This is a genomic window from Pseudomonas sp. PDM26, from assembly GCF_019219185.1.
In the GTDB taxonomy this organism is placed as follows: domain Bacteria; phylum Pseudomonadota; class Gammaproteobacteria; order Pseudomonadales; family Pseudomonadaceae; genus Aquipseudomonas.
Map to the genome: position 1 here is coordinate 177,912 of NZ_JAHUWC010000011.1, position 21,250 is coordinate 199,161.

The following is a 21,250-nucleotide window of genomic DNA, read 5'->3' on the forward strand; positions in this document are numbered from 1 at the left end:
GCGGATTTGGTGCTGCATCAGTGCCGAACGCTGGCCCCCTGTAGGAGCGAGCTTGCTCGCGATGATGGCCCAGACAACGCGGGCATTCAGGTCCCCAGCGTTATCGTTAACGACCATCGCGAGCATGCTCGCTCCTACAGGTGACAACCACGGCCGATCAAATCATTGGTGGCGACCCAGTAAACCAGGCCTTCCTCACCTTTTATGTGAAACGCCAGCATGTCATTGCTGTACAGCGAACCCGACGCACCCGGTTCCTGCTTCAAGCGGTAGACCTGATCGGCACCGCCCAGGCGCACGTCGACTTCCCTAAGGCTGTCGTCGGTGTAGCGCCACAGCACTTTGGCCTGGCTGTCGCAGGTCCAGGTGGTCCAGTTATCCACAGGCGCGGACGAATGGAACAGGTTCAACTGAGCACAACCGGCCAACAACGCCAATGCTGCAACTGCGATAAAACCTTTCATCCGTGTCCCTCGGCTGACGGCGCACGCTGCCAGCCCTGAGTAAAGAGTCAGACCCGTCAAGGGCAGCCATGTTCCTTGGCGGGTGCCCGGGTCTCGTATTTGTCCAGACCCTCGGGACCTGCGCGCTTGTTGAGCACTGGGTTGGTTTCGGCCTGCCAGTCAGCCTGGTAGCAGCCTTTTTCCGACTCGGACGGCGCAGGTTCCGGTGTGGCCTTCGGGTTACTCCCGCACGCCACCAGTGAACCCGCGACGATCAACAGCGCTAACGTCTTGACCATGTAAACACTCCCTTGCCTGGTCAAACGGGCGACCCTCAGGCCTTGGCCCGGCTTTCCAGGACTTCAACGGCTGGCAGAACCTTGCCTTCGACGAATTCGAGGAACGCGCCACCACCGGTAGAAATGTAGGAGATCTGCTCGGCCACGCCATACTTGTCGATGGCAGCCAGGGTGTCGCCACCGCCGGCAATGGAGAACGCCGCGCTGTCTGCGATGGCCTGGGCCAGCACTTTGGTGCCATTACCGAACTGATCGAACTCGAACACGCCGACCGGGCCGTTCCACAGGATGGTTTGCGACGACTTCAGCAGCTCGGCGAAATTCGCCGCGGTCTGCGGGCCGATGTCCAGGATCATGTCGTCGGCAGCGACGTCAGCGATCAGCTTGACGGTCGCAGCGGCGCTCTCAGCGAACTCCTTGGCAACCACCACGTCCACTGGCAGCGGTACGCTGACCTTGGCGGCGATGGCGCGAGCGGTGTCAAGCAGGTCCGGCTCGTACAGCGACTTGCCAACCGGGTGACCGGCAGCGGCCAGGAAGGTGTTGGCAATGCCGCCGCCGACGATCAACTGGTTGCAGATCTGGCTCAGGCTGTTCAGCACGTCGAGCTTGGTCGACACCTTGGAGCCGGCGACGATGGCCGCCATCGGCTGGGCCGGAGCGCCCAAGGCCTTGCCCAGTGCATCCAGTTCAGCGGCCAGCAATGGACCTGCCGCGGCAACCTTGGCGAACTTGGCCACGCCGTGGGTCGAGCCCTCGGCACGGTGAGCGGTGCCGAAGGCGTCCATCACGAACACGTCGCACAGGGCAGCGTATTGCTGGGCCAGTTCGTCAGCGTTCTTTTTCTCGCCCTTGTTGAAACGCACGTTTTCAAACAGCACGATGTCGCCGGCCTTGACGTCAACGCCGCCCAGGTAGTCGGCCACCAGCGGCACTTCACGGCCCAGAGCCTTGCTCAGGTAGTCGGCGACTGGCTTGAGGCTGTTCTCGGCCGAAAATTCGCCTTCGGTCGGACGGCCAAGGTGCGAGCAGACCATCACGGCCGCGCCTTTTTCCAGGGCCAGCTTGATGGTCGGCAGCGAGGCCAGGATACGCGCATCGCTGGTGACAACACCGTCCTTGACTGGGACGTTGAGGTCTTCGCGGATCAATACGCGCTTACCTTGCAGATCGAGGTCGGACATCTTCAACACGGTCATGGGTCGCATTTCCTGAGTAGCTGATCTTAGAGAGCAGGTTTTTTTGAAGTCGCTGTTTGCAGATAGTGCTCTGCAACGTCCAGCATTCGGTTGGCAAAACCCCATTCGTTGTCGAACCAGGCCAGGATGTTCACCAGCCGTGGGCCGGAAACGCGGGTCTGACTGGCATCGACGATCGCCGAATGTGGGTCATGGTTGAAATCACAGCTTGCGTGGGGTAGCTCGGTGTAGGCCAGCAGGCCTTTGAGCGGGCCGCTGGTGGCGGCTTCGCGCAGGATCCGGTTAACCTCGGTGGCATCGGTCGCGGTAGCGGTCTGCATCGTGATATCGAGGCAGGACACGTTGACCGTTGGCACCCGCACAGCTTTGGCCTGAATTCGTCCGGCAAGTTCCGGCAACAGGCGTTCGATGCCACGCGCCAGACCGGTGGACACCGGAATCACCGACTGGAACGCCGAACGGGTGCGGCGCAGGTCTTCGTGATGATAGGCATCGATGACCGGCTGATCGTTCATGGCCGAGTGAATGGTGGTGATCGACACGTAATCCAGGCCAATGGCCTGATTCAGCAGGCGCAACAGCGGCACGCCGCAGTTGGTGGTGCAGGACGCGTTGGACACCAGCAGTTCGTCGCCGGTCAGGCAATCCTGGTTCACGCCGTAGACGATGGTGGCGTCGACATCGGTCTCGCTGGCCATCGGCTGGGAAAACAGCACGCGCGGTGCGCCGGCGTCGAGGAAACGCTGGCCGTCTTCGCGAGTGTGATAAGCGCCGGAGCACTCCAGCACCAGATCGACGCCCAGGGACGCCCAATCGATGCCTTCGGGGGTGGCACTGCGCAGGACCTTCACGCAGTCGCCATTGATATGCAGACAATCGCCGTCGACCTTCACTTCGCCGGGAAAACGCCCGTGGGTGGAGTCGAAGCGTGTCAGGTATTCGATGCTGGCCATGTCGGCCAGATCGTTGATCGCGACAATCTCGAACCCGGCCTTGTCGCCTCGCTCGAACAACGCACGCAAGACGCAACGACCAATCCGGCCGTAGCCGTTGAGTGCAACTTTGTAGGTACGCGGTTGAGGCATGGGGTTCTCGATAGACGCAGGCGGATCGAAATCTCGTTAACTACACAAACCCTGTAGGAGCTGCCGGAGGCTGCGATCTTTTGACCTTGATCTTAAAAACAAGATCAAAAGATCGCAGCCTTCGGCAGCTCCTACAGTGCCCGCGAAGAATCGCGGCAGCCAAAGCCACCGCGTCGTGCTTAGTCTTCCAGTAGCTCTTCAGCCTGACCCAGGATGTTTTCCAGGGTGAAGCCGAACTCTTCGAACAAGGCTGGCGCAGGCGCCGACTCGCCGTAGGTGGTCATGCCGATCACGCGACCTTCCAGGCCCACGTACTTGTACCAGTAGTCGGCATGGGAAGCCTCGATGGCGATACGCGCGCTGACCTGCAACGGCAGGACCGCTTGCTTGTAGCCGGCATCCTGGGCATCGAACACGCTGGTGCAAGGCATGGAAACCACGCGCACTTTACGACCCTGCCCGGTCAGTTTGTCGAAGGCCTGAACGGCCAGACCAACTTCCGAACCGGTAGCGATCAGGATCAGCTCAGGCTCGCCTGAGCAGTCCTTCAACACGTAGCCGCCACGGCTGATGTCGGCGATCTGCAGGGCGCTGCGGGTCTGGTGCTGCAGGTTCTGACGGGAGAAGATCAGAGCCGAAGGACCGTCCTTGCGCTCCAGTGCGTACTTCCAGCTCACCGCCGATTCAACGGCATCGGCTGGACGCCAGGTATCGAGGTTCGGCGTGCAGCGCAGGCTGGCCAGTTGCTCGATTGGCTGGTGAGTCGGGCCGTCTTCGCCCAGACCGATGGAGTCGTGGGTGTAGACGTGGATCACGCGCTGCTTCATCAGGGCCGACATGCGTACCGCGTTACGGGCGTATTCCATGAACATCAGGAAGGTCGCGCCGTAAGGCACCAGGCCGCCGTGCAGGGCTACGCCGTTCATGATCGCGGTCATGCCGAATTCGCGCACGCCGTAGTACATGTAGTTGCCGCTCGCGTCTTCGGCGGTGACGCCTTTACAACCTTTCCACAGGGTCAGGTTGGAACCAGCCAGGTCAGCCGAGCCGCCAAGGAACTCGGGCAGCAGCGGGCCGAACGCGTTCAGGGCGTTCTGGCTGGCTTTACGGCTGGCGATGGTTTCGCCCTTGGCCGCCACTTCGGCGATGTAGGCATCGGCCTTCTCGGCGAAATCGGCTGGCAGGTCACCGCTCAGACGACGTACCAATTCGTTGGCTTCGGTCGGGAAAGCGGCAGAGTAGGCAGCGAAACGCTGATCCCACTCGGCTTCCACGGCGCGACCGGTTTCCTTGGCGTCCCACTCGGCGTAGATGTCGGCCGGGATTTCGAACGGGCCGTGATTCCATTTCAGCGCCGCACGGGTCAGGGCGATTTCCGCGTCACCCAGCGGGGCGCCGTGGCAATCTTCCTTGCCTTGCTTGTTCGGCGAACCGAAACCGATGGTGGTCTTGCAGCAGATCAGGGTTGGCTGTTCGCTTTTGCGTGCAGTGTCGATCGCAGTCTTGATCTCTTCCGGGTCGTGACCGTCGACATTACGGATCACTTGCCAGTTGTAGGACTCAAAGCGCTTCGGCGTGTCGTCGGTGAACCAGCCTTCGACTTCGCCATCGATGGAGATGCCGTTGTCATCGTAGAAGGCGATCAGTTTGCCCAGGCCCAGGGTGCCGGCCAGGGAAGCGACTTCGTGGGAAATGCCTTCCATCATGCAGCCATCACCCAGGAATACGTAGGTGTGGTGGTCGATAATGTTGTGGCCAGGACGGTTGAACTGCGCTGCCATGACTTTTTCAGCCAGGGCAAAACCCACGGCGTTGGCCAGGCCCTGGCCCAGTGGACCGGTGGTGGTTTCTACGCCCGGGGTGTAGCCGAGCTCCGGGTGGCCGGGGGTGCGGCTGTGCAGCTGGCGGAACTGCTTCAGGTCATCGATCGACAGGTCATAGCCGGTCAGGTGCAGCAGCGAGTAGATCAGCATCGAGCCATGACCGTTGGACAGTACAAAACGGTCACGGTCGGCGAACGATGGATTGCTCGGGTTGTGTTTGAGGTAGTCGCGCCAAAGTACCTCGGCGATATCTGCCATACCCATAGGGGCACCGGGATGGCCGCTGTTGGCTTTTTGCACGGCATCCATGCTGAGGGCACGAATGGCGTTGGCACGCTCACGACGGCTAGGCATCGCTGTTCTCCTGGGATTCTGAAACAAGAGTGAGTAAATCGAAACGGAAAAAAGGCGAGCATTTTCCCTCACCGGGCCGCCTCGGGGCAATGACAGATAGTCATCTGGAGGCGTTTTTCCAATGGATAACGACGTATTAACGTGATGAAACCTTTCTGCTCTGGCTTTGTTGACTGAACCTAACGTCAAGAAGTGCCATCTATCGAGCAATATCAAAACTTTTTGATATTGCTCTTGCGATGCCTTCGACCCATGACTAGACTGCCGGCCTTATGAATTTACGTGTGCCCTCCATTCAGCATGACGATTGCGATGAGCTGGCGGCCTTGTGCAAGGCTGGCGGCGATCCCCTGCGGTTGAATGTCTTGCGCGCACTGGCCAACGACTCGTTCGGTGTGCTGGAACTGGCGCAGATCTTCGGCATTGGCCAGTCAGGCATGAGCCACCACCTCAAGGTACTGGCCCAGGCCGACCTGGTGGCGACGCGCCGCGAAGGCAACGCGATTTTCTACCGTCGCGCCCTGCCCCACACCGAACTGTTGGGCGGCAAATTGCACGCGGCCCTGCTCGAAGAAGTGGACAACCTGACGCTGCCGACCGACGTACAGTCGCGCATCGCCCAGGTCCATGGGCAACGGGCGGCCGCCAGCCAGGACTTTTTCTCACGGGTGGCGGAGAAGTTTCGCGCCCAGCAAGACTTGATCGCCGGCCTGCCGCAATACCGTGAAAGCGTGGTGGCCCTGCTCGACAAGTTGAGCTTTGACAAAGACGCCACGGCGATTGAAGTCGGCCCCGGCGATGGCGCATTCCTGCCGGAACTTGCGCGCCGCTTCTCGCAAGTCACGGCGCTGGATAACAGCAGCGCGATGCTCGAACTGGCGCGCCAGGTCTGTGAACGCGACAAGCTGACTAACGTTAGCCTGCAACTGGCCGATGCATTGAACGGCGTTAGCCTCAAGGCCGATTGCGTGGTACTGAACATGGTGCTGCACCATTTTGCCGCGCCGGCCGATGCGCTCAAGCATATGGCCAATTTGCTGCAATCAGGCGGTAGCCTGCTAGTGACAGAGTTATGTAGCCACAACCAGAGTTGGGCCAGGGAGGCCTGCGGTGATCTCTGGTTGGGGTTTGAACAGGACGATCTGGCCCGTTGGGCCACCGCTGCGGGACTCGTTCCCGGGGAAAGCCTCTATGTAGGCTTACGTAATGGTTTCCAGATCCAGGTCCGCCATTTTCAGCGACCGGCTGGCGACACTCACCATCGGTAATTTCAGGAAAACATCGAGATGAGCGAATACTCCCTTTTCACCTCCGAGTCCGTGTCTGAAGGGCATCCGGACAAAATCGCCGACCAGATTTCTGATGCGGTGCTGGACGCCATCATTGCTGAAGACAAGTTCGCCCGTGTGGCGTGCGAGACTCTGGTGAAAACGGGCGTGGCGATCATCGCTGGCGAAGTCACCACCTCGGCCTGGGTCGACCTGGAACAGATCGTTCGCGACGTGATCCTGGGCATTGGCTACAACAGCTCCAACGTCGGCTTCGACGGTGCGACCTGCGGTGTGATGAACATCATCGGCAAACAGTCCCCTGACATTAACCAGGGTGTCGACCGTGCCAGGCCTGAAGATCAGGGTGCCGGCGACCAGGGCCTGATGTTCGGCTACGCCAGCAACGAAACCGACGTGCTGATGCCAGCGCCGATCACCTTCTCGCACCAGCTGGTGCAGCGCCAGGCCGAAGCCCGCAAATCCGGCCTGCTGCCTTGGCTGCGTCCGGACGCCAAGTCGCAAGTGACCTGCCGCTACGAAAACGGCAAGGTTGTCGGCATCGACGCCGTTGTCCTGTCGACCCAGCACAACCCGGAAGTGTCGTACAACGACCTGCGCGAAGGCGTGATGGAGTTGATCGTCAAGCACGTGCTGCCTGCCGAACTGCTGAGCAAGGACACCCAGTTCCACATCAACCCGACCGGCCAGTTCATCATCGGCGGCCCGGTGGGTGACTGCGGCCTGACCGGTCGCAAGATCATCGTCGACAGCTACGGCGGCATGGCCCGTCACGGTGGCGGCGCGTTCTCCGGTAAAGATCCATCGAAGGTTGACCGTTCGGCAGCCTACGCCGGTCGTTACGTGGCCAAGAACATCGTTGCCGCCGGCCTGGCCGAGCGTTGCGAGATTCAGGTTTCCTACGCGATCGGTGTTGCCCAGCCGACTTCGATCTCGCTGAACACCTTCGGCACCGGCAAGATCAGCGATGACAAGATCGTCAAACTGGTCCGCGAAGTGTTCGACCTGCGTCCATACGCGATCACCACCATGCTCGACCTGCTGCACCCGATGTATCAGGAAACCGCTGCGTACGGCCACTTCGGTCGCACACCGGCAACCAAGACCGTTGGCGACGACACCTTCACCACGTTCACCTGGGAAAAAACCGACCGCGCCGACGCTCTGCGTTCTGCTGCCGGCCTGTAAGATTTCCCCGCAACACCCGAAGCCCCGCATGGTTCGCGCCTTGCGGGGCTTTTTGTTGGGATTCGCTTTACACCGCGTCGCATCCTTCGCGGGCAAGCCCAGCCACCAGAAACACTCGGTAAAAACCCCACCTGCCATGCCAACTGATACTGACCTAGCCTTCACGCACCTCACCGAGCAAGGACGCTCAAGATGCTTCCCGACCTGCGCCTGTTTTTTGCCGCCCTACTAACCTTTACCTATTTGACCGCCAATGCCACCGAGTGCCCGGACTGGCCATCCGAACGCGCCCTGAGCGAAGTCAACAAACTGCAACAGCAAATTGACCTCTGGGACGACAGCTATCACCGCCAGGGACGCTCACTGGTCGCCGATGAACTCTACGACCAGTCCCGCTCGCAACTCACCCAATGGCGCCACTGCTTCAACCTGGGCCCGTCCGCAGATCCCTTGCGCACTGCGCGCGGCACGCTGCCCCACCCCATCGCCCACACCGGCCTGGACAAACTGCATGATCGTCCCGCCGTGGAAAAATGGCTGCGTGACCGGGTGGACGTCTGGGTCCAGCCTAAAATCGATGGTGTGGCGGTGACTCTGGTTTACCGTAACGGCCTGTTGGCCCAGGCAATCAGCCGTGGTGACGGCGAAAGCGGTCAGGACTGGACGGCTCCGGCACGGCAGATTCCGGCCATCCCGCAACGGCTGTCGCAGGCCCGGGACGTGATCGTGCAAGGCGAACTGTATTGGCGTCTGACCGATCACGTGCAGGCCCAGGCCGGCAGCCTCAATGCTCGCGCCTCGGTGGCCGGCCTGATGGCGCGCAAGTTCTTGAGCTCCGAACAGGCCGCCGGCATCGACCTGTTTGTCTGGGATTGGCCCCAGGGACCGGCGAGCGTGCCCGAACGTGCCGCGGCGCTGACTGCGCTGGGCTTCCCGAGTACCACGGCATACAGCCAGCCGATCGCCTCCGTCGTCGATGCCGAACGCTGGCGCGAACACTGGTATCGCTCCCCCCTGCCCTTTGCCAGCGACGGCATTGTCCTGCGCCAGAACCAGCGCCCGGCCGCCGAACGCTGGCAGGCCAGGTCACCTTACTGGGCCATCGCCTGGAAATACCCCTTCGCCCAGGCACTGGCCGAAGTCCGCCAGGTTCACTTCAAAATCGGCCGGACCGGGCGGATCACTCCGGTACTTGAACTGACCCCGGTGAAGCTCGATGACCGGCAGATCAAACACGTCAGCGTCGGTTCGTTGCAACGCTGGCAGGCGCTGGACATACGTCCGGGTGACCGGGTCGCCATCAGCCTGGCCGGGCTGACCATTCCCAGGCTCGATAGCGTTGTATCGCGCGGCAGCGAACGCGCCGAATTGAACGCGCCGCTGGCAGCGGACTTTCATTCATTGAGTTGCTGGCGACCGACTCCGGGCTGTGAGAGCCAGTTCCTCGCGCGCCTGACCTGGCTCAGCAGCAAACAAGGTCTGGCGCTGCCCAATGTGGGTCCGGGCACTTGGGAAAAACTTCTTGCAACAGGTCGCTTGAACGGTCTGCTGGATTGGTTGACCCTCGATGCTCAAGAGCTTGCTACCATTGACGGTTTCGGCGAGCGCAGCGCAGCTCGCCTCGCAGACAGCTTCAACCGAGCCCGGCAACGCCCGTTCGCGCACTGGCTGAAAGCCCTGGGATTGCCGCCGACAGGTCAGGTGCACCTCGGCAACTCATGGCAGGCACTGGCGCAGCGAGACATTGAACAATGGCGGGCCGAGACCGATATCGGGCCAGGACGCGCGGCGCAACTGAACGCCTTTTTCAGCGATCCGCAGGTCCAGGCCTTGAGTGAAACGTTACGTGATGCGGGGATTGACGGCTTTTAGCGGTCAGCCTTGCGCCCAGCGGGAACCCCAGGGGACCGCCGGGCTCCAACAAGCCGTTGCCACACCGGCCCGCTTGTCTTCATACATGGAGCTTTTATGAAATTTCTTTCACCGCTCGTCCTGTTGGCCCTTTGCAGTGTGCTGGCCACCCCGTTAGTGGCGGACGAGGAAGCGCCGGGGCTGACCGGTTGCGCGGCCAGGAAGCAAGGTATCGTCAACCAGATCGAATTGGCCAAGGTCCACGGTAACGCCGACCAGCAGGCAGGTCTGGAAAAAGCCCTGAGCGAAGTCAAGGCGAACTGCACCGATGCCTCGCTGAAGAAGGAACGGGAAAACAAGGTGCTTGACGCCAGGCACGAGGTCAGCAAGCGTCAGGCCGACCTCGACAAGGCCATGAGCAAAGGCGACTCTGACAAGATCAACAAGCGCAAAGACAAACTCGCCGATGCCCGCAAGGAATTGCAGGACGCACTCGATGAGCTGGATAAATAAACAAGCAACACCCAAGGCTAACCGTGGCGAGGGAGCTTGCTCCCGCTGGGCTACGAAGTAGCCCCAAACCAGCCATCCTGGACATCAGATCGAACCCGACAGCCAATTAACGTCTGCTGCGCAGCCGAGCGGGAGCAAGCTCCCTCGCCACAACAGCAGACCGTCGCAGCCGAGAATCAATGATCCCGAAACGCCTTATGACACGCACTGCAAGCATCTTCGACTTTCTGCACCGACGGCCCCAGGTTACTGGCCTTGTAGGGTTGAATCTGGCTGGCGATCACCAATTCACCGGTGGCGGATTCAAGGTCACGGGCCATGGCCTGGAAGCGCGCCTGCTGCTCCCAGACATCGCTCTTGGCGCTGGTGTGATCTTCTTCGCGAACCTGCGGAAAGTGTTGCCACGGCTCACGGGACAGCGCATCGAGTTTCACCGAGCCCTCGGCGAACTTCGGGCCATCGAACGCAATGCGCCCACGCAGCATGCCGCCCAGGTCTTCGCCAGTCTTGAGCATCTGCTTGAAAATGGCCTTGCGCTGGCCGAGCGGCGAGTTGGGGTCGACTCCGCCACAAGCGGACAACGTCAGGCAGGCCAGCAATACAACAGAAAGTCTTTTAAGAGTCATGGTGGCTTCAGGTCACGGGAAACGGCGGCCAGTATCCTCGCGTCATCGGCAAAGACCAATAGCCCTATTATCAATAAGGGTTGCTTGAGCGCATGGAGCACTCAGGTAACCGGCAAAGGAATCACTCCATGAACAGCCGTATCAAGGCATGGCGCCACAGTCTGGCCTGGACCCTGCCGATGGTGGCCCTGCTCGCAGGCTGCACCGGTGGCGACAACCAACAACCGAAAACCCACGCTCTGGCGACCTATTCCAGTGCCACATGGGAAGCGCTGCCGGCGGTGTCCGACAACGACCTGGTCGCCGGCTTCGGTTCGTGGCGCAGCGCCTGCACCCGACTCAAGGCCGACCCGGTCTGGGGTGGCACCTGCGCAGCGGCTGCCAACGTGCCGCAAACCGCCAGCGACATTCGCGGTTTTCTCAAACAGAACCTCGATGTCTATGGCCTGCGTGCCGCCAACGACAACCCCAGCGGCCTGATCACCGGCTACTACGAACCGGTCTATCCCGGGAGCCTGACCCAGACCGGCGCAGCCAATGTCCCGGTCTATGGCGTCCCCGAAGACATGATCGTCGTCGCCCTCGACAGCATTTACCCGGAACTCAAGGGCAAACGCCTGCGCGGTCGGCTCGAAGGTCGCGTGCTCAAGCCATACGACGATGCGGCAACCATCGAAAACAAAGGTGTCAAGGCGCCGGTCGTGGCCTGGCTGACCGATCCGATGAACCTGCAGTTCCTGCAAATCCAGGGATCGGGCCGTATCCAGCTCGACAATGGCCACCAGTTGCGCATTGCTTACGCCGATCAGAACGGCCATCCGTATCGACCGATCGGCCGCTGGCTGGTGGAACAGGGCGAGTTGAAAAAAGAAGACGTGACCATGAGTGCCATCAGTACCTGGGCCAAGGCCAATCCGTCACGGATTCCCGAACTGCTCGGCAGCAACCCCAGCTACGTGTTCTTCACCCGTAACCCGGACAGCAACGAAGGCCCGCGCGGCTCGCTGAACGTACCGCTGACCGCCGGTTACAGCGCGGCAGTGGATCGCAAGGTCATTCCGCTGGGCAGCCTGTTGTGGCTGTCCACCACCAAACCGGACGGCACCGCGCTGGTTCGCCCGGTGGCAGCACAGGACACTGGCGGCGCCATTGCCGGTGAGGTTCGGGCGGATCTGTTCTGGGGCACCGGCGATGCAGCCGGGCAATTGGCCGGGGACATGAAGCAGCAGGGGCAAATCTGGATGCTCTGGCCCAAAGGTGCGGCGCTACCGCAAGTACCGCAGGTGTCGGATGCGGTTAAAGCCAATCCGTGAGCAACTGATTACTGTAGGAGCCGGCTTGCCGGCGAAGGCGGCGGGTTGATCAACAATGATGTCGCCTGACACTCCGCTTTCGCCGGCAAGCCGGCTCCTACAGGTCAATGGTGTCGGCGAAGATCTGTCAGACCGACACCACAAAGAAACTCACGATCAACGCCATCCCCACGAACCACACCAGCGACCGCAGCGTCGCCCAGTCCGCCAGGTAGCAGATGATGTAGAGCAGGCGGCTGGTAATGAACAACACCGACAGCACATTGATCGTCACCAGTTCGGCATTGCCGACCAGGTGCGCCACGATCACCGCCGCCGCGAACGCCGGCGTCACTTCGTAACTGTTCAACTGCGCCGAGTGTGCCCGCCTGCCCAAGCCTTCCAGAGAGTCGAGAAAGTCACGAGGGTCATGATTGTCTTTCAGCCTGAACCCGCCACTGATCTTGGCGACCCACGTACACACATACGGCAGTAAAATCGCAATCAAAATGCACCACAGAGCCACCGTCATAACGTCGTCCTTTCTTCTAGTTGTGGAGAGTTGAATTCCATCCGGGCGATCAAAACTTCATCACCAGTATGCCGATCATCACAAGGCTACAGGCGAGCAACCGTGGCCCGCCAAACGGTTCTTTCAGGTAACGCATGCCAAACAGCACCACCAGAATCACGCTGATCTCGCGCAACGCTGCGGCCTCGGCAATCGAACCCAACTGCATCGCCCACAGCACCAAAGCGTAGCTGAACAACACGCAGAACCCGACCGCCAGGCCCAGCCGCCACTGCTCGCGCCAGAACAGCATGAACGCGGGTCGTTTACGCACCAACGCCAATAGAGGAAACGGCCAGGCGCTGAGCAGAGTGACCCAGACCAGGTAATCCAGTGGATGGGACCAGCGCCGCAATGCCTGCCCGTCGATGTAGGTGTAGCAACCGATGCACAGGCCGATCAGCGCCACCACCGGTAGCATCGACCATGGAAGACGCGCTCCGCCGCCGCCCTGCCACAGCAGGCACAGCATGCCGAACGGGATCAGCAGGATTCCGAAAATCTGTTGGTGGGTCAGCTCTTCCCCGGCAAAGATCAGCGTCAGCGCCAGCACCACCAACGGCGACAGGCCGCGCATCAACGGGTAAACCAGCCCGAGGTCGCCGACCCGATAGGCCTGGATCAACAAATAGCGATAGAGCAACTCGAACGCCGCCGATGCCAGGATCCACGGCCAGATCTCCAGCGGCGGCACGCTCAGGAATGGCAACATCAGCGCGACAAAGAGCAGCGCCACGCTGTCCATGCAGGCCACCACCAACAGCCGCTCCGCACTGAACTTGATCAGGGTATTCCACGCCGCGTGCAACAGCGCCGCCATCAACACCAACGCCGTTGCAAGCACGGCCTACTCCTTTTTGTTGTCTCCACGATCGCTTGTAGGAGCGAGCTTGCTCGCGAAAAAAGCAAGGGCAACGCGGTTTGCCAGCAAACACGCGTCATCGTTGACGTCCTTCGCGAGCAAGCTCGCTCCTACAGTGTTCGGCAGAGATTTGATTCGCCATATATCAGTGGCTGTTTATACTGCAAGCGACCACGCCGCACTCAGTTGCGCAAAGACTAATTCCAATAAAAATTCTGCCCGGCCCGCTCTCGTCGAGAACGGTCGTCGGCCTGCGTATGCCTGATCACAGCGTCAAGACTACCGACAGAGACCTTGCGCATGCCACTCGCTTTGCTTGCCCTCGCTGTTGCCGCCTTCGGCATCGGCACCACCGAATTCGTCATCATGGGCCTGTTGCCCGACGTCGCCCGCGATCTCGGTGTGAGCATTCCCGATGCCGGACTGCTGATCACCGGCTATGCCCTGGGCGTGGTGTTCGGCGCACCAATCCTCGCCGTCGGCACCGCCAACATGCCGCGCAAAGCTACCCTGCTGGGCATGACGCTGATGTTCATCCTCGGCAACATGCTCTGCGCGCTGGCGCCGAATTACGCCACGCTGATGGCCGCGCGAGTGATCACGGCACTGTGCCATGGCGCATTTTTCGGCATCGGTTCGGTGGTCGCCGCCGGGCTGGTGGCACCCAACAAACGGGCCCAGGCGATTGCCATGATGTTCACCGGCCTGACCCTGGCCAACGTGCTCGGCGTGCCGCTGGGCACCGCACTCGGGCAATACGCAGGTTGGCGCTCGACCTTCTGGGCGGTGTCGGTGATCGGTGTACTGGCGGCGATTGCGCAATGGGTCTGGTTGCCGAAGAGCATCGCGATGGATAAAGCCAACCTGGCCAGCGAGTTCAAGGTGCTGGGCAAGGCCAACGTACTGCTGGCGCTGGGCATGAGTGTGCTGGCCTCGACCAGCCTGTTCAGTGTGTTCACTTACATTGCCCCGATCCTGCAGGACATCACTGGCGTCAGCCCGCACGGCGTCACCATCATGCTGCTGTTGTTCGGCGTTGGCTTGACCGCCGGCAGCATGCTCGGTGGTCGTCTGGCGGACAGCCGCTTGCTGCCTTCACTGGTGGGCATGGCGCTGGCGGTACTGGTGGTGCTGGCGGCGTTCACGCAAACCAGCCATTCGGCCATTCCGGCAGCGATCACGCTGGTGCTGTGGGGTACGTTCGCCTTTGCGCTGTGCCCGATCCTGCAACTGCTGATCATCGATCAGGCCATTGAGGCGCCGAACCTGGGTTCGACCTTGAACCAGAGCGCCTTCAACCTCGGCAACGCCGCCGGAGCCTGGATCGGCGGCCTGGTGGTGGCCAGCGGTGCGGATCTGGCGGACTTGCCGTGGACCGGTGCGCTGGGCAGCGGGCTGACCGTGTTGACTGCATTGTTCTTCATCTATCGCCAGCGTCGCGTTGCGGCTGCGCTTGATCTGGCGGGTTGAGCATCAACTTGATCGTATGCTCGCGAAGGGCGCGCCACCGATCTCACTGAGCGGCATCATCATCCTTGAACTGGTCTTTGACGTACTTGATCTCGGTTCGGCCATGGGGCGCGGGCAAGCCGTCTTCACCCAGGTTGACGAAGACCATCCTCTCCACCGTCAGGATGCTTTTGCGGGTGATCTTGTTGCGCACTTCGCATGTCAGGGTGATCGAGGTGCGGCCGAATTCGGTTGCCGTGATGCCCAGCTCGATGATGTCGCCCTGGCGCGAGGCGCTGACGAAGTTGATTTCGGAAATGTACTTGGTCACTACACGCTGGTTCCCCAACTGGACGATGGCGTAGATCGCCGCCTCTTCGTCGATCCAGCGCAGCAGGCTACCGCCGAACAAAGTGCCGTTAGGGTTGAGGTCTTCAGGTTTTACCCATTTGCGGGTGTGGAAATTCATATTCACTCCTGACCATCTTGCCGATTGATGCCCGGCATCATGGCAGAGCCCGGGCTAGAGCTCTATCAAGCTTTGACTATGGTCTCGATTACCGTTCGGACATTGACCAACAGAAACGCTTTGGAAGATCAGCATAGCCCGCTATAATCGCCACCGTTTCAAAACGGTCATCATCGCTTGATACCGTTTTCCCGCCACCTGTCCGAGGGGCGCTGCAGCAGGTTCGACCTGTCAGGCTCGGATGGGGCGTTGCCTGGCCTTAAGCCAGACACTAAACGCACAACGGCGCCCATTCGCATACATTACGAATGGAGGCTCTTCATGAGCGCTGTTATCACGCCTGCAGATTTTACCGATTACAAAGTCGCCGATATGTCCCTGGCTGCCTGGGGCCGTCGCGAAACCATCATCGCTGAATCCGAAATGCCAGCCCTGATGGGTCTGCGTCGCAAGTACTCCGAAGAGCAACCGCTCAAGGGCGCGAAGATTCTCGGCTGCATCCACATGACCATTCAGACTGCCGTGCTGATCGAAACCCTGGTTGCCCTGGGTGCCGAAGTACGCTGGTCGTCCTGCAACATTTTCTCGACTCAGGACCAGGCCGCCGCTTCCATCGCCGCTGCCGGCATCCCGGTTTTCGCCTGGAAAGGTGAAACCGAACAAGAGTACGAGTGGTGCCTTGAGCAGACCATCCTCAAAGATGGCCAGCCATGGGATGCCAACATGATCCTCGACGACGGCGGCGACCTGACCGAGCTGCTGCACAAGAAGTACCCACAGGTTCTGGACCGCGTCCACGGTGTGACCGAAGAAACCACCACCGGTGTTCACCGCCTGCTGGACATGCTGGCCAAGGGCGAGCTGAAAATCCCGGCCATCAACGTCAACGACTCGGTGACCAAGAGCAAGAACGACAACAAGTACGGCTGCCGTCACAGCCTGAACGATGCCATCAAGCGCGGCACCGACCACCTGCTGTCCGGCAAGCAAGCGCTGGTCATCGGCTACGGCGACGTGGGCAAGGGTTCCGCTCAGTCCCTGCGTCAGGAAGGCATGATCGTCAAGGTTTCCGAAGTCGACCCGATCTGCGCCATGCAAGCCTGCATGGACGGTTTCGAAGTGGTTTCGCCATTCATCGACGGTATCAACAACGGTACTGAAGCAAGCATCGACAAGGCACTGCTGGGCAAGATCGACCTGATCGTGACCACCACCGGCAACGTCAATGTTTGCGATTCGAACATGCTCAAAGCCCTGAAGAAGCGTGCCGTTGTCTGCAACATCGGCCACTTCGACAACGAAATCGACACCGCTTTCATGCGCAAGAACTGGGCATGGGAAGAAGTGAAGCCGCAGGTTCACAAGATCCACCGTACCGGCGCTGGCGATTTCGACCCACAGAACGACGACTACCTGATCCTGCTGGCCGAAGGCCGTCTGGTTAACCTGGGCAACGCCACTGGCCACCCGAGCCGCATCATGGACGGTTCGTTCGCCAACCAGGTTCTGGCGCAGATCTTCCTGTTCGGCCAGAAGTACGCCGACCTGTCGCCAGCCCAGCAAGCCGAGCGCCTGACCGTTGAAGTACTGCCGAAGAAACTCGACGAAGAAGTGGCCCTGGAAATGGTCCGTGGCTTCGGCGGCGTCGTGACTCAACTGACCAAGACCCAGGCCGACTACATCGGCGTGACCGTCGAAGGTCCGTTCAAGCCGCACGCTTACCGCTACTGATAGGCCGGCTCTTCCTGTGTAGGAGCGAGCTTGCTCGCGATGGACGTTAACGATAACGCGTGCTGTCTGGATAAACGCGTTGCCTTGACGTCTTTCGTCGGAGCGCCGCCCGGAGCAAGCTCGCTCCTACAGGGGGCCAGCGTCCGCCTTATGAGTTTCCAAGGATTTGACCATGTCCCAAGATCGTCGCTACAGCTTCGAGTTCTTCCCTACGAAGACCGATGCTGGGCAAGAAAAGCTGCTTGCCACTGCTCGCCAGTTGGCCACCTACAACCCCGATTTCTTCTCCTGCACCTATGGCGCCGGCGGTTCGACCCGTGATCGCACGCTGAACACCGTGTTGCAGCTCGAAAGCGAAGTCAAAATCCCTGCCGCTCCGCACCTGTCCTGTGTGGGCGATAGCAAAGCTGACCTGCGCGGCCTGCTGGCCGAGTACAAGGCCGCCGGCATCAAGCGTATCGTCGCTCTGCGCGGTGACCTGCCTTCAGGCATGGGCATGGCCAGCGGTGAATTGCGCCACGCCAACGACCTGGTTGAATTCATTCGTGAAGAAACCGGTGATCACTTCCACATCGAAGTCGCCGCTTACCCGGAAATGCATCCGCAAGCGCGCAATTTCGAAGACGATGTTGCCAACTTCGTGCGCAAGGCCAACGCTGGCGCCGACAGTGCGATCACCCAGTACTTCTTCAACGCCGACTGCTACTTCTACTTCGTGGAACGTGTGCGGGCGCTGGGTGTGAGCATCCCGATCGTGCCGGGCATCATGCCGATCACCAACTACAGCAAGCTGGCGCGCTTCTCCGATGCCTGCGGTGCGGAAATCCCGCGCTGGATCCGCAAGCAACTGGAAGCCTACGGCGACGACACCCAGAGCATTCAGCGCTTTGGTGAACAGGTCATCACCGAAATGTGCGAACAATTGCTGCAGGGCGGCGCTCCAGGGCTGCACTTCTACACATTGAACCAGGCTGAAGCGAGCCTGGCGGTGTGGAGAAACCTGAAATTGCCGCGTTGAGGCAGCTACAAGCTGCAAGTTGAAAGCTACAAGCAAGATCAAAAGATCGCAGCCTGCGGCAGCTCCTACCCCGGAATGTGTATTCCCTGTAGTAGCTGCCGCAGGCTGCGATCTTTTGCTTTCAGCGCACTATTAATGTGCAGCAATCCACGGAGTTAGAGCATCTGCGGTCAGTTTCTGGCTCTTTCCGGTTTCTCGTCGTAATCTCAAACCCATGCCTTTGATCACGCAGTTAATCGCCATGCTTGTATTCACTTGCCTGAGCTTCGCCGCTCGGGGCGAGAAGCTGCGCATTGTCACGGAGCCGTGGGCGCCTTATGTGTATGAAGTCAACGGCAAATCGCTAGGTCTGGACTACGAAACCACCGCCATTGTCTTCAAGCGCCTGGGCATCGAAGTGGAATGGCAGTTCCTGCCATGGAAACGCTGCCTGTCGATGCTTGAAACCGGGCAGGCCGACGGCGCGCTGGACATCTTCCATAGCGACGAACGTGATGCGACCCTGCTCTACCCCAGCGAACCACTGTCTGAAGTCCAGTTCGTGATGTTCTACGCCAATGACCGGCCCCATCCATTTCGCACCCTCGATGACTTGCGTGGCCTGACCATCGGCACCTCGCCGGGTTACCTGTACAGCAAGGACTTCAGCGATTCGACGCTGTTCACCCGCGAGCCGGCTCCCACCCATGAAGCCAACTTCGGCAAACTGGTGCGCGGGCGCATTGACCTGCTGATTACCGACCGCCGGGTCGGCCAGCATTTGCTCGATGAACTGGGCATCCGCGGCAAGATCACCGAAAACCCCACGGTCATCAGCCAGCAAAGCCAGTTTCTCGCGGTGCGGCGCAATGCGGGCATGGATCTGCTGGTGCAGCGTTTCGGCGCCGAACTCAAACGCTTCAAGCGCGAGCCCGCCTACGCTGAACTGAGTGCCCGCTATGGCGCGCAACCGGCCGCCAGCGTGAAGGCTGAAAAGGCCACGGCTACCACGGAAAAAACCGTTGAGCAGCAGGAAAGCAGCGCGCAGTGATAGCTCTGTTATACTCCGGCCTTCCCGCCAGGCTCACGCCCGGACGCTCGGAATCGTTAAAGGCATCTCAACCCCGCTACTGCGCAGCTTTCAGCCCGCGCGAGCGTTTGCAGACGAGCCTTCGAGACCCAGCAGGACCGGACGGGATTGCGTCCTCTTAAACGCCATTCGCGCCAGGCAAGACTCCCATTGGGCCAAGCCCTAACTTAAAACAGGATTACTCATGTCCTTTGCTTCCCTCGGTCTCTCCGAGGCTTTAGTCCGCGCCATCGAGGCAGCGGGCTATACCGAGCCTACTCCGGTGCAACAGCGGGCCATTCCCGCCGTGTTGCAAGGTCGCGACCTGATGGTCGCGGCACAGACAGGTACTGGTAAAACCGGCGGTTTCGCCCTTCCGATCCTGGAGCGGTTGTTCCCCAACGGTCACCCGGACAAATCCCAGCGTCACGGCCCGCGCCAGCCGCGCGTACTGGTCCTGACCCCGACTCGCGAACTCGCCGCACAAGTGCATGAAAGCTTCAAGGTCTATGCCCGTGACCTGAAGTTCGTCAGCGCCTGCATCTTCGGCGGTGTCGGCATGAACCCGCAGGTTCAGGCCATGGCCCGTGGCGTGGATGTGCTGGTGGCCTGCCCTGGCCGTCTGCTCGACCTGGCCGGCCAAGGCAGCGTCGACCTGTCCCACGTGGAAATCCTCGTGCTGGACGAAGCCGACCGCATGCTCGACATGGGTTTCGTCCATGACGTGAAGAAAGTGCTGGCGCGTCTGCCAGCCAAGCGCCAGAACCTGCTGTTCTCGGCGACCTTCTCCAAGGACATCACCGACCTCGCCGGCAAGCTGCTGCACAACCCGGAGCGCATCGAAGTCACGCCGCCGAACACCACGGTCGAGCGTATCGAACAGCGTGTGTTCCGTCTGGCCGCCAGCCACAAGCGTTCGTTGCTGGCGCACCTGATCACCGCCGGCGCCTGGGAACAGGTGCTGGTGTTCACCCGCACCAAGCACGGCGCCAACCGTCTGGCCGAGTACCTGGACAAACACGGCCTGAGCGCCGTCGCGATCCACGGCAACAAGAGCCAGAATGCCCGCACCAAAGCCCTGGCCGACTTCAAGGCCGGCGAAGTGCGCATCCTGGTCGCCACCGACATCGCCGCTCGCGGCCTGGATATCGACCAGTTGCCCCACGTGGTCAACTTCGAATTGCCAAATGTCGATGAAGACTACGTGCACCGTATCGGCCGTACTGGCCGCGCCGGTCGTTCGGGCGAGGCGATTTCGCTGGTAGCCCCGGACGAAGAAAAACTGCTGAAAAGCATCGAACGCATGACCCGACAGAAAATCGCCGACGGCGACCTGATGGGCTTCGATGCCAGCGCCGTGGAAGCCGAGAAACCAGAAGTGCGCGAGCGTCCGGACATGCGTAACCCACGCAATCCACGTGGCCCACGCGGCGACGGTCCGAACGGCAGCGGTGGCGGCGGCGGTCGCAAGGACAAAGGCAAGGACAAGGGCAAGGAAAAACCGGCCGGCGAACGCGGCGAGCGCCCTGCCCGTCAGCAAAAGCCCCGCGAAGGTACTCCGGCCCGTGAACAGCGTCAGCCGAGCCAAGCACCACGCGCCGCCGCTGACCGTGCCCCGGACGAGTTCCTGGACGACGATATCGATAACTTCGGTAACCGCGTCGACTACGTGCCGCAGCAGAAACCGGCCCAAGGCCGTGGGCGCCGTCCGGGCGCTCCGGCACAAGGCACCGCCGCCAGTTCGGGCGCTCCACGCTCCGGCAAACCACAAGGTCGCCAGAGCGGTCCGCGCAACAGCGATGGCGCCAGCACCGGCACCCCACCGGCCAAGCGTAGCGGCCCTCGCAGTGGCGCACCGCGTGACGGCCAGGCCCGCCGCGAAGACTCGCGCAACCGCCGCCCGGCCCGTGACGACCAGCCGCTATCCGAGCCGGCCGTGCAGAACCCGCGTGGCCCGGCGCCGAAGATCATGCACAAGGAGTCGAAGGCCGACCGCTTCCCGACACCTGAGCAACTGGATCAACTGCCGAGCCGTCCTCGTGGTGAGAAACCAGCGCTGCTGACCCGCAATCGCTGAGTTATCGCGAACAATAAAAAACACCCCTGATCGCGAGATCAGGGGTGTTTTTTTATGACTGAT

Annotated in this window: 19 protein-coding genes and 1 riboswitch; of the genes, 10 read left to right on the forward strand and 9 right to left on the reverse strand. The window is 60.9% G+C overall.

The genetic code is table 11. The features are described from left to right. Positions 1-134: 134 nt before the first annotated feature. The 5 genes from KW849_RS21505 to tkt all read right to left on the reverse strand — a co-directional run bounded on the left by KW849_RS21505 (position 135) and on the right by tkt (position 5,203). Positions 135-464 carry an MliC family protein gene (locus tag KW849_RS21505; protein ID WP_218431171.1) on the reverse strand — a complete coding sequence of 110 codons (330 nt, stop codon included), beginning with the start codon at positions 462-464 and terminating at the stop codon, positions 135-137. Positions 465-520: 56 nt separating this feature from the next. After that, complete coding sequence (locus KW849_RS21510) at positions 521-742, reverse strand: hypothetical protein (RefSeq protein WP_218431172.1); 222 nt, start codon at positions 740-742, stop codon at positions 521-523. A gap of 35 nt (positions 743-777) precedes the next feature. Then, positions 778-1,941, reverse strand: a complete 1,164-nt coding sequence (locus KW849_RS21515) for a phosphoglycerate kinase (RefSeq protein WP_218431173.1) — start codon at positions 1,939-1,941, stop codon at positions 778-780. 26 nt (positions 1,942-1,967) lie between these two features. Further along, positions 1,968-3,026 (reverse strand): erythrose-4-phosphate dehydrogenase, encoded by a 1,059-nt coding sequence (gene epd / locus KW849_RS21520; protein WP_218431174.1) that lies wholly within the window; start codon positions 3,024-3,026, stop codon positions 1,968-1,970. A 179-nt stretch (positions 3,027-3,205) separates the two neighbouring features. Further along, positions 3,206-5,203, reverse strand: coding sequence for a transketolase (gene tkt / locus KW849_RS21525; protein ID WP_218431175.1), 1,998 nt, complete (start codon positions 5,201-5,203; stop codon positions 3,206-3,208). Between the two features lie 272 nt (positions 5,204-5,475). Between tkt and KW849_RS21530 the strand changes: the two genes are divergently transcribed. From KW849_RS21530 to KW849_RS21545, 4 genes are all read left to right on the forward strand, one after another. Continuing rightward, on the forward strand, positions 5,476-6,471 hold the full coding sequence (locus tag KW849_RS21530; protein ID WP_218431176.1) for a metalloregulator ArsR/SmtB family transcription factor: 996 nt from the start codon (positions 5,476-5,478) through the stop codon (positions 6,469-6,471). Positions 6,472-6,489: 18 nt separating this feature from the next. Then, positions 6,490-7,680 carry a methionine adenosyltransferase gene (gene metK / locus KW849_RS21535; RefSeq protein WP_218431177.1) on the forward strand — a complete coding sequence of 397 codons (1,191 nt, stop codon included), beginning with the start codon at positions 6,490-6,492 and terminating at the stop codon, positions 7,678-7,680. A gap of 192 nt (positions 7,681-7,872) precedes the next feature. Then, a complete protein-coding gene (gene ligB, locus KW849_RS21540; RefSeq protein WP_218431178.1) occupies positions 7,873-9,552 on the forward strand; it encodes an NAD-dependent DNA ligase LigB in 1,680 nt (559 codons plus the stop codon). A 96-nt stretch (positions 9,553-9,648) separates the two neighbouring features. Beyond that, the gene (locus KW849_RS21545) at positions 9,649-10,044 is read left to right on the forward strand and encodes a DUF1090 domain-containing protein (RefSeq protein WP_218431179.1); all 396 of its coding nucleotides are present in this window, start codon (positions 9,649-9,651) and stop codon (positions 10,042-10,044) included. Between the two features lie 176 nt (positions 10,045-10,220). Here KW849_RS21545 and KW849_RS21550 read toward each other — a convergent pair whose 3' ends face one another. Then, complete coding sequence (locus KW849_RS21550; protein WP_218431180.1) at positions 10,221-10,670, reverse strand: cytochrome c; 450 nt, start codon at positions 10,668-10,670, stop codon at positions 10,221-10,223. A 128-nt stretch (positions 10,671-10,798) separates the two neighbouring features. Here KW849_RS21550 and KW849_RS21555 point away from each other — a divergent pair, with 128 nt between their 5' ends. After that, positions 10,799-11,983 (forward strand): murein transglycosylase A, encoded by a 1,185-nt coding sequence (locus KW849_RS21555; protein ID WP_218431181.1) that lies wholly within the window; start codon positions 10,799-10,801, stop codon positions 11,981-11,983. 127 nt (positions 11,984-12,110) lie between these two features. Here KW849_RS21555 and KW849_RS21560 read toward each other — a convergent pair whose 3' ends face one another. Together KW849_RS21560 and KW849_RS21565 are read right to left on the reverse strand one after the other, a co-directional pair. Then, positions 12,111-12,494, reverse strand: a complete 384-nt coding sequence (locus KW849_RS21560) for an MAPEG family protein (RefSeq protein WP_108217014.1) — start codon at positions 12,492-12,494, stop codon at positions 12,111-12,113. 49 nt (positions 12,495-12,543) lie between these two features. Then, entirely contained in the window at positions 12,544-13,377 is an 834-nt protein-coding gene (locus KW849_RS21565; RefSeq protein ID WP_108217015.1) for an EamA family transporter, read from the reverse strand. A gap of 318 nt (positions 13,378-13,695) precedes the next feature. On the opposite strand from KW849_RS21565, the gene KW849_RS21570 reads away from it, so the two are divergent. Next, positions 13,696-14,865, forward strand: a complete 1,170-nt coding sequence (locus tag KW849_RS21570; protein WP_218431182.1) for an MFS transporter — start codon at positions 13,696-13,698, stop codon at positions 14,863-14,865. A gap of 43 nt (positions 14,866-14,908) precedes the next feature. Here the strand turns inward: KW849_RS21570 and KW849_RS21575 are convergent, their stop codons facing one another. Further along, the gene (locus KW849_RS21575; protein WP_218431183.1) at positions 14,909-15,313 is read right to left on the reverse strand and encodes an acyl-CoA thioesterase; all 405 of its coding nucleotides are present in this window, start codon (positions 15,311-15,313) and stop codon (positions 14,909-14,911) included. Between the two features lie 198 nt (positions 15,314-15,511). Further along, a riboswitch (S-adenosyl-L-homocysteine riboswitch) is annotated at positions 15,512-15,611 on the forward strand. 23 nt (positions 15,612-15,634) lie between these two features. On the opposite strand from KW849_RS21575, the gene ahcY reads away from it, so the two are divergent. The 4 genes from ahcY to KW849_RS21595 all read left to right on the forward strand — a co-directional run bounded on the left by ahcY (position 15,635) and on the right by KW849_RS21595 (position 21,187). Further along, complete coding sequence (gene ahcY / locus KW849_RS21580; protein WP_218431184.1) at positions 15,635-17,044, forward strand: adenosylhomocysteinase; 1,410 nt, start codon at positions 15,635-15,637, stop codon at positions 17,042-17,044. Between the two features lie 172 nt (positions 17,045-17,216). Then, positions 17,217-18,062: a methylenetetrahydrofolate reductase [NAD(P)H] gene (gene metF, locus KW849_RS21585; protein ID WP_218431185.1), complete on the forward strand. Its 846-nt coding sequence runs from the start codon at positions 17,217-17,219 to the stop codon at positions 18,060-18,062. A 214-nt stretch (positions 18,063-18,276) separates the two neighbouring features. After that, positions 18,277-19,092, forward strand: coding sequence for an ABC transporter substrate-binding protein (locus KW849_RS21590; RefSeq protein ID WP_218431186.1), 816 nt, complete (start codon positions 18,277-18,279; stop codon positions 19,090-19,092). 223 nt (positions 19,093-19,315) lie between these two features. Beyond that, positions 19,316-21,187 (forward strand): DEAD/DEAH box helicase, encoded by a 1,872-nt coding sequence (locus KW849_RS21595; RefSeq protein ID WP_218431187.1) that lies wholly within the window; start codon positions 19,316-19,318, stop codon positions 21,185-21,187. Positions 21,188-21,250: the final 63 nt, after the last annotated feature.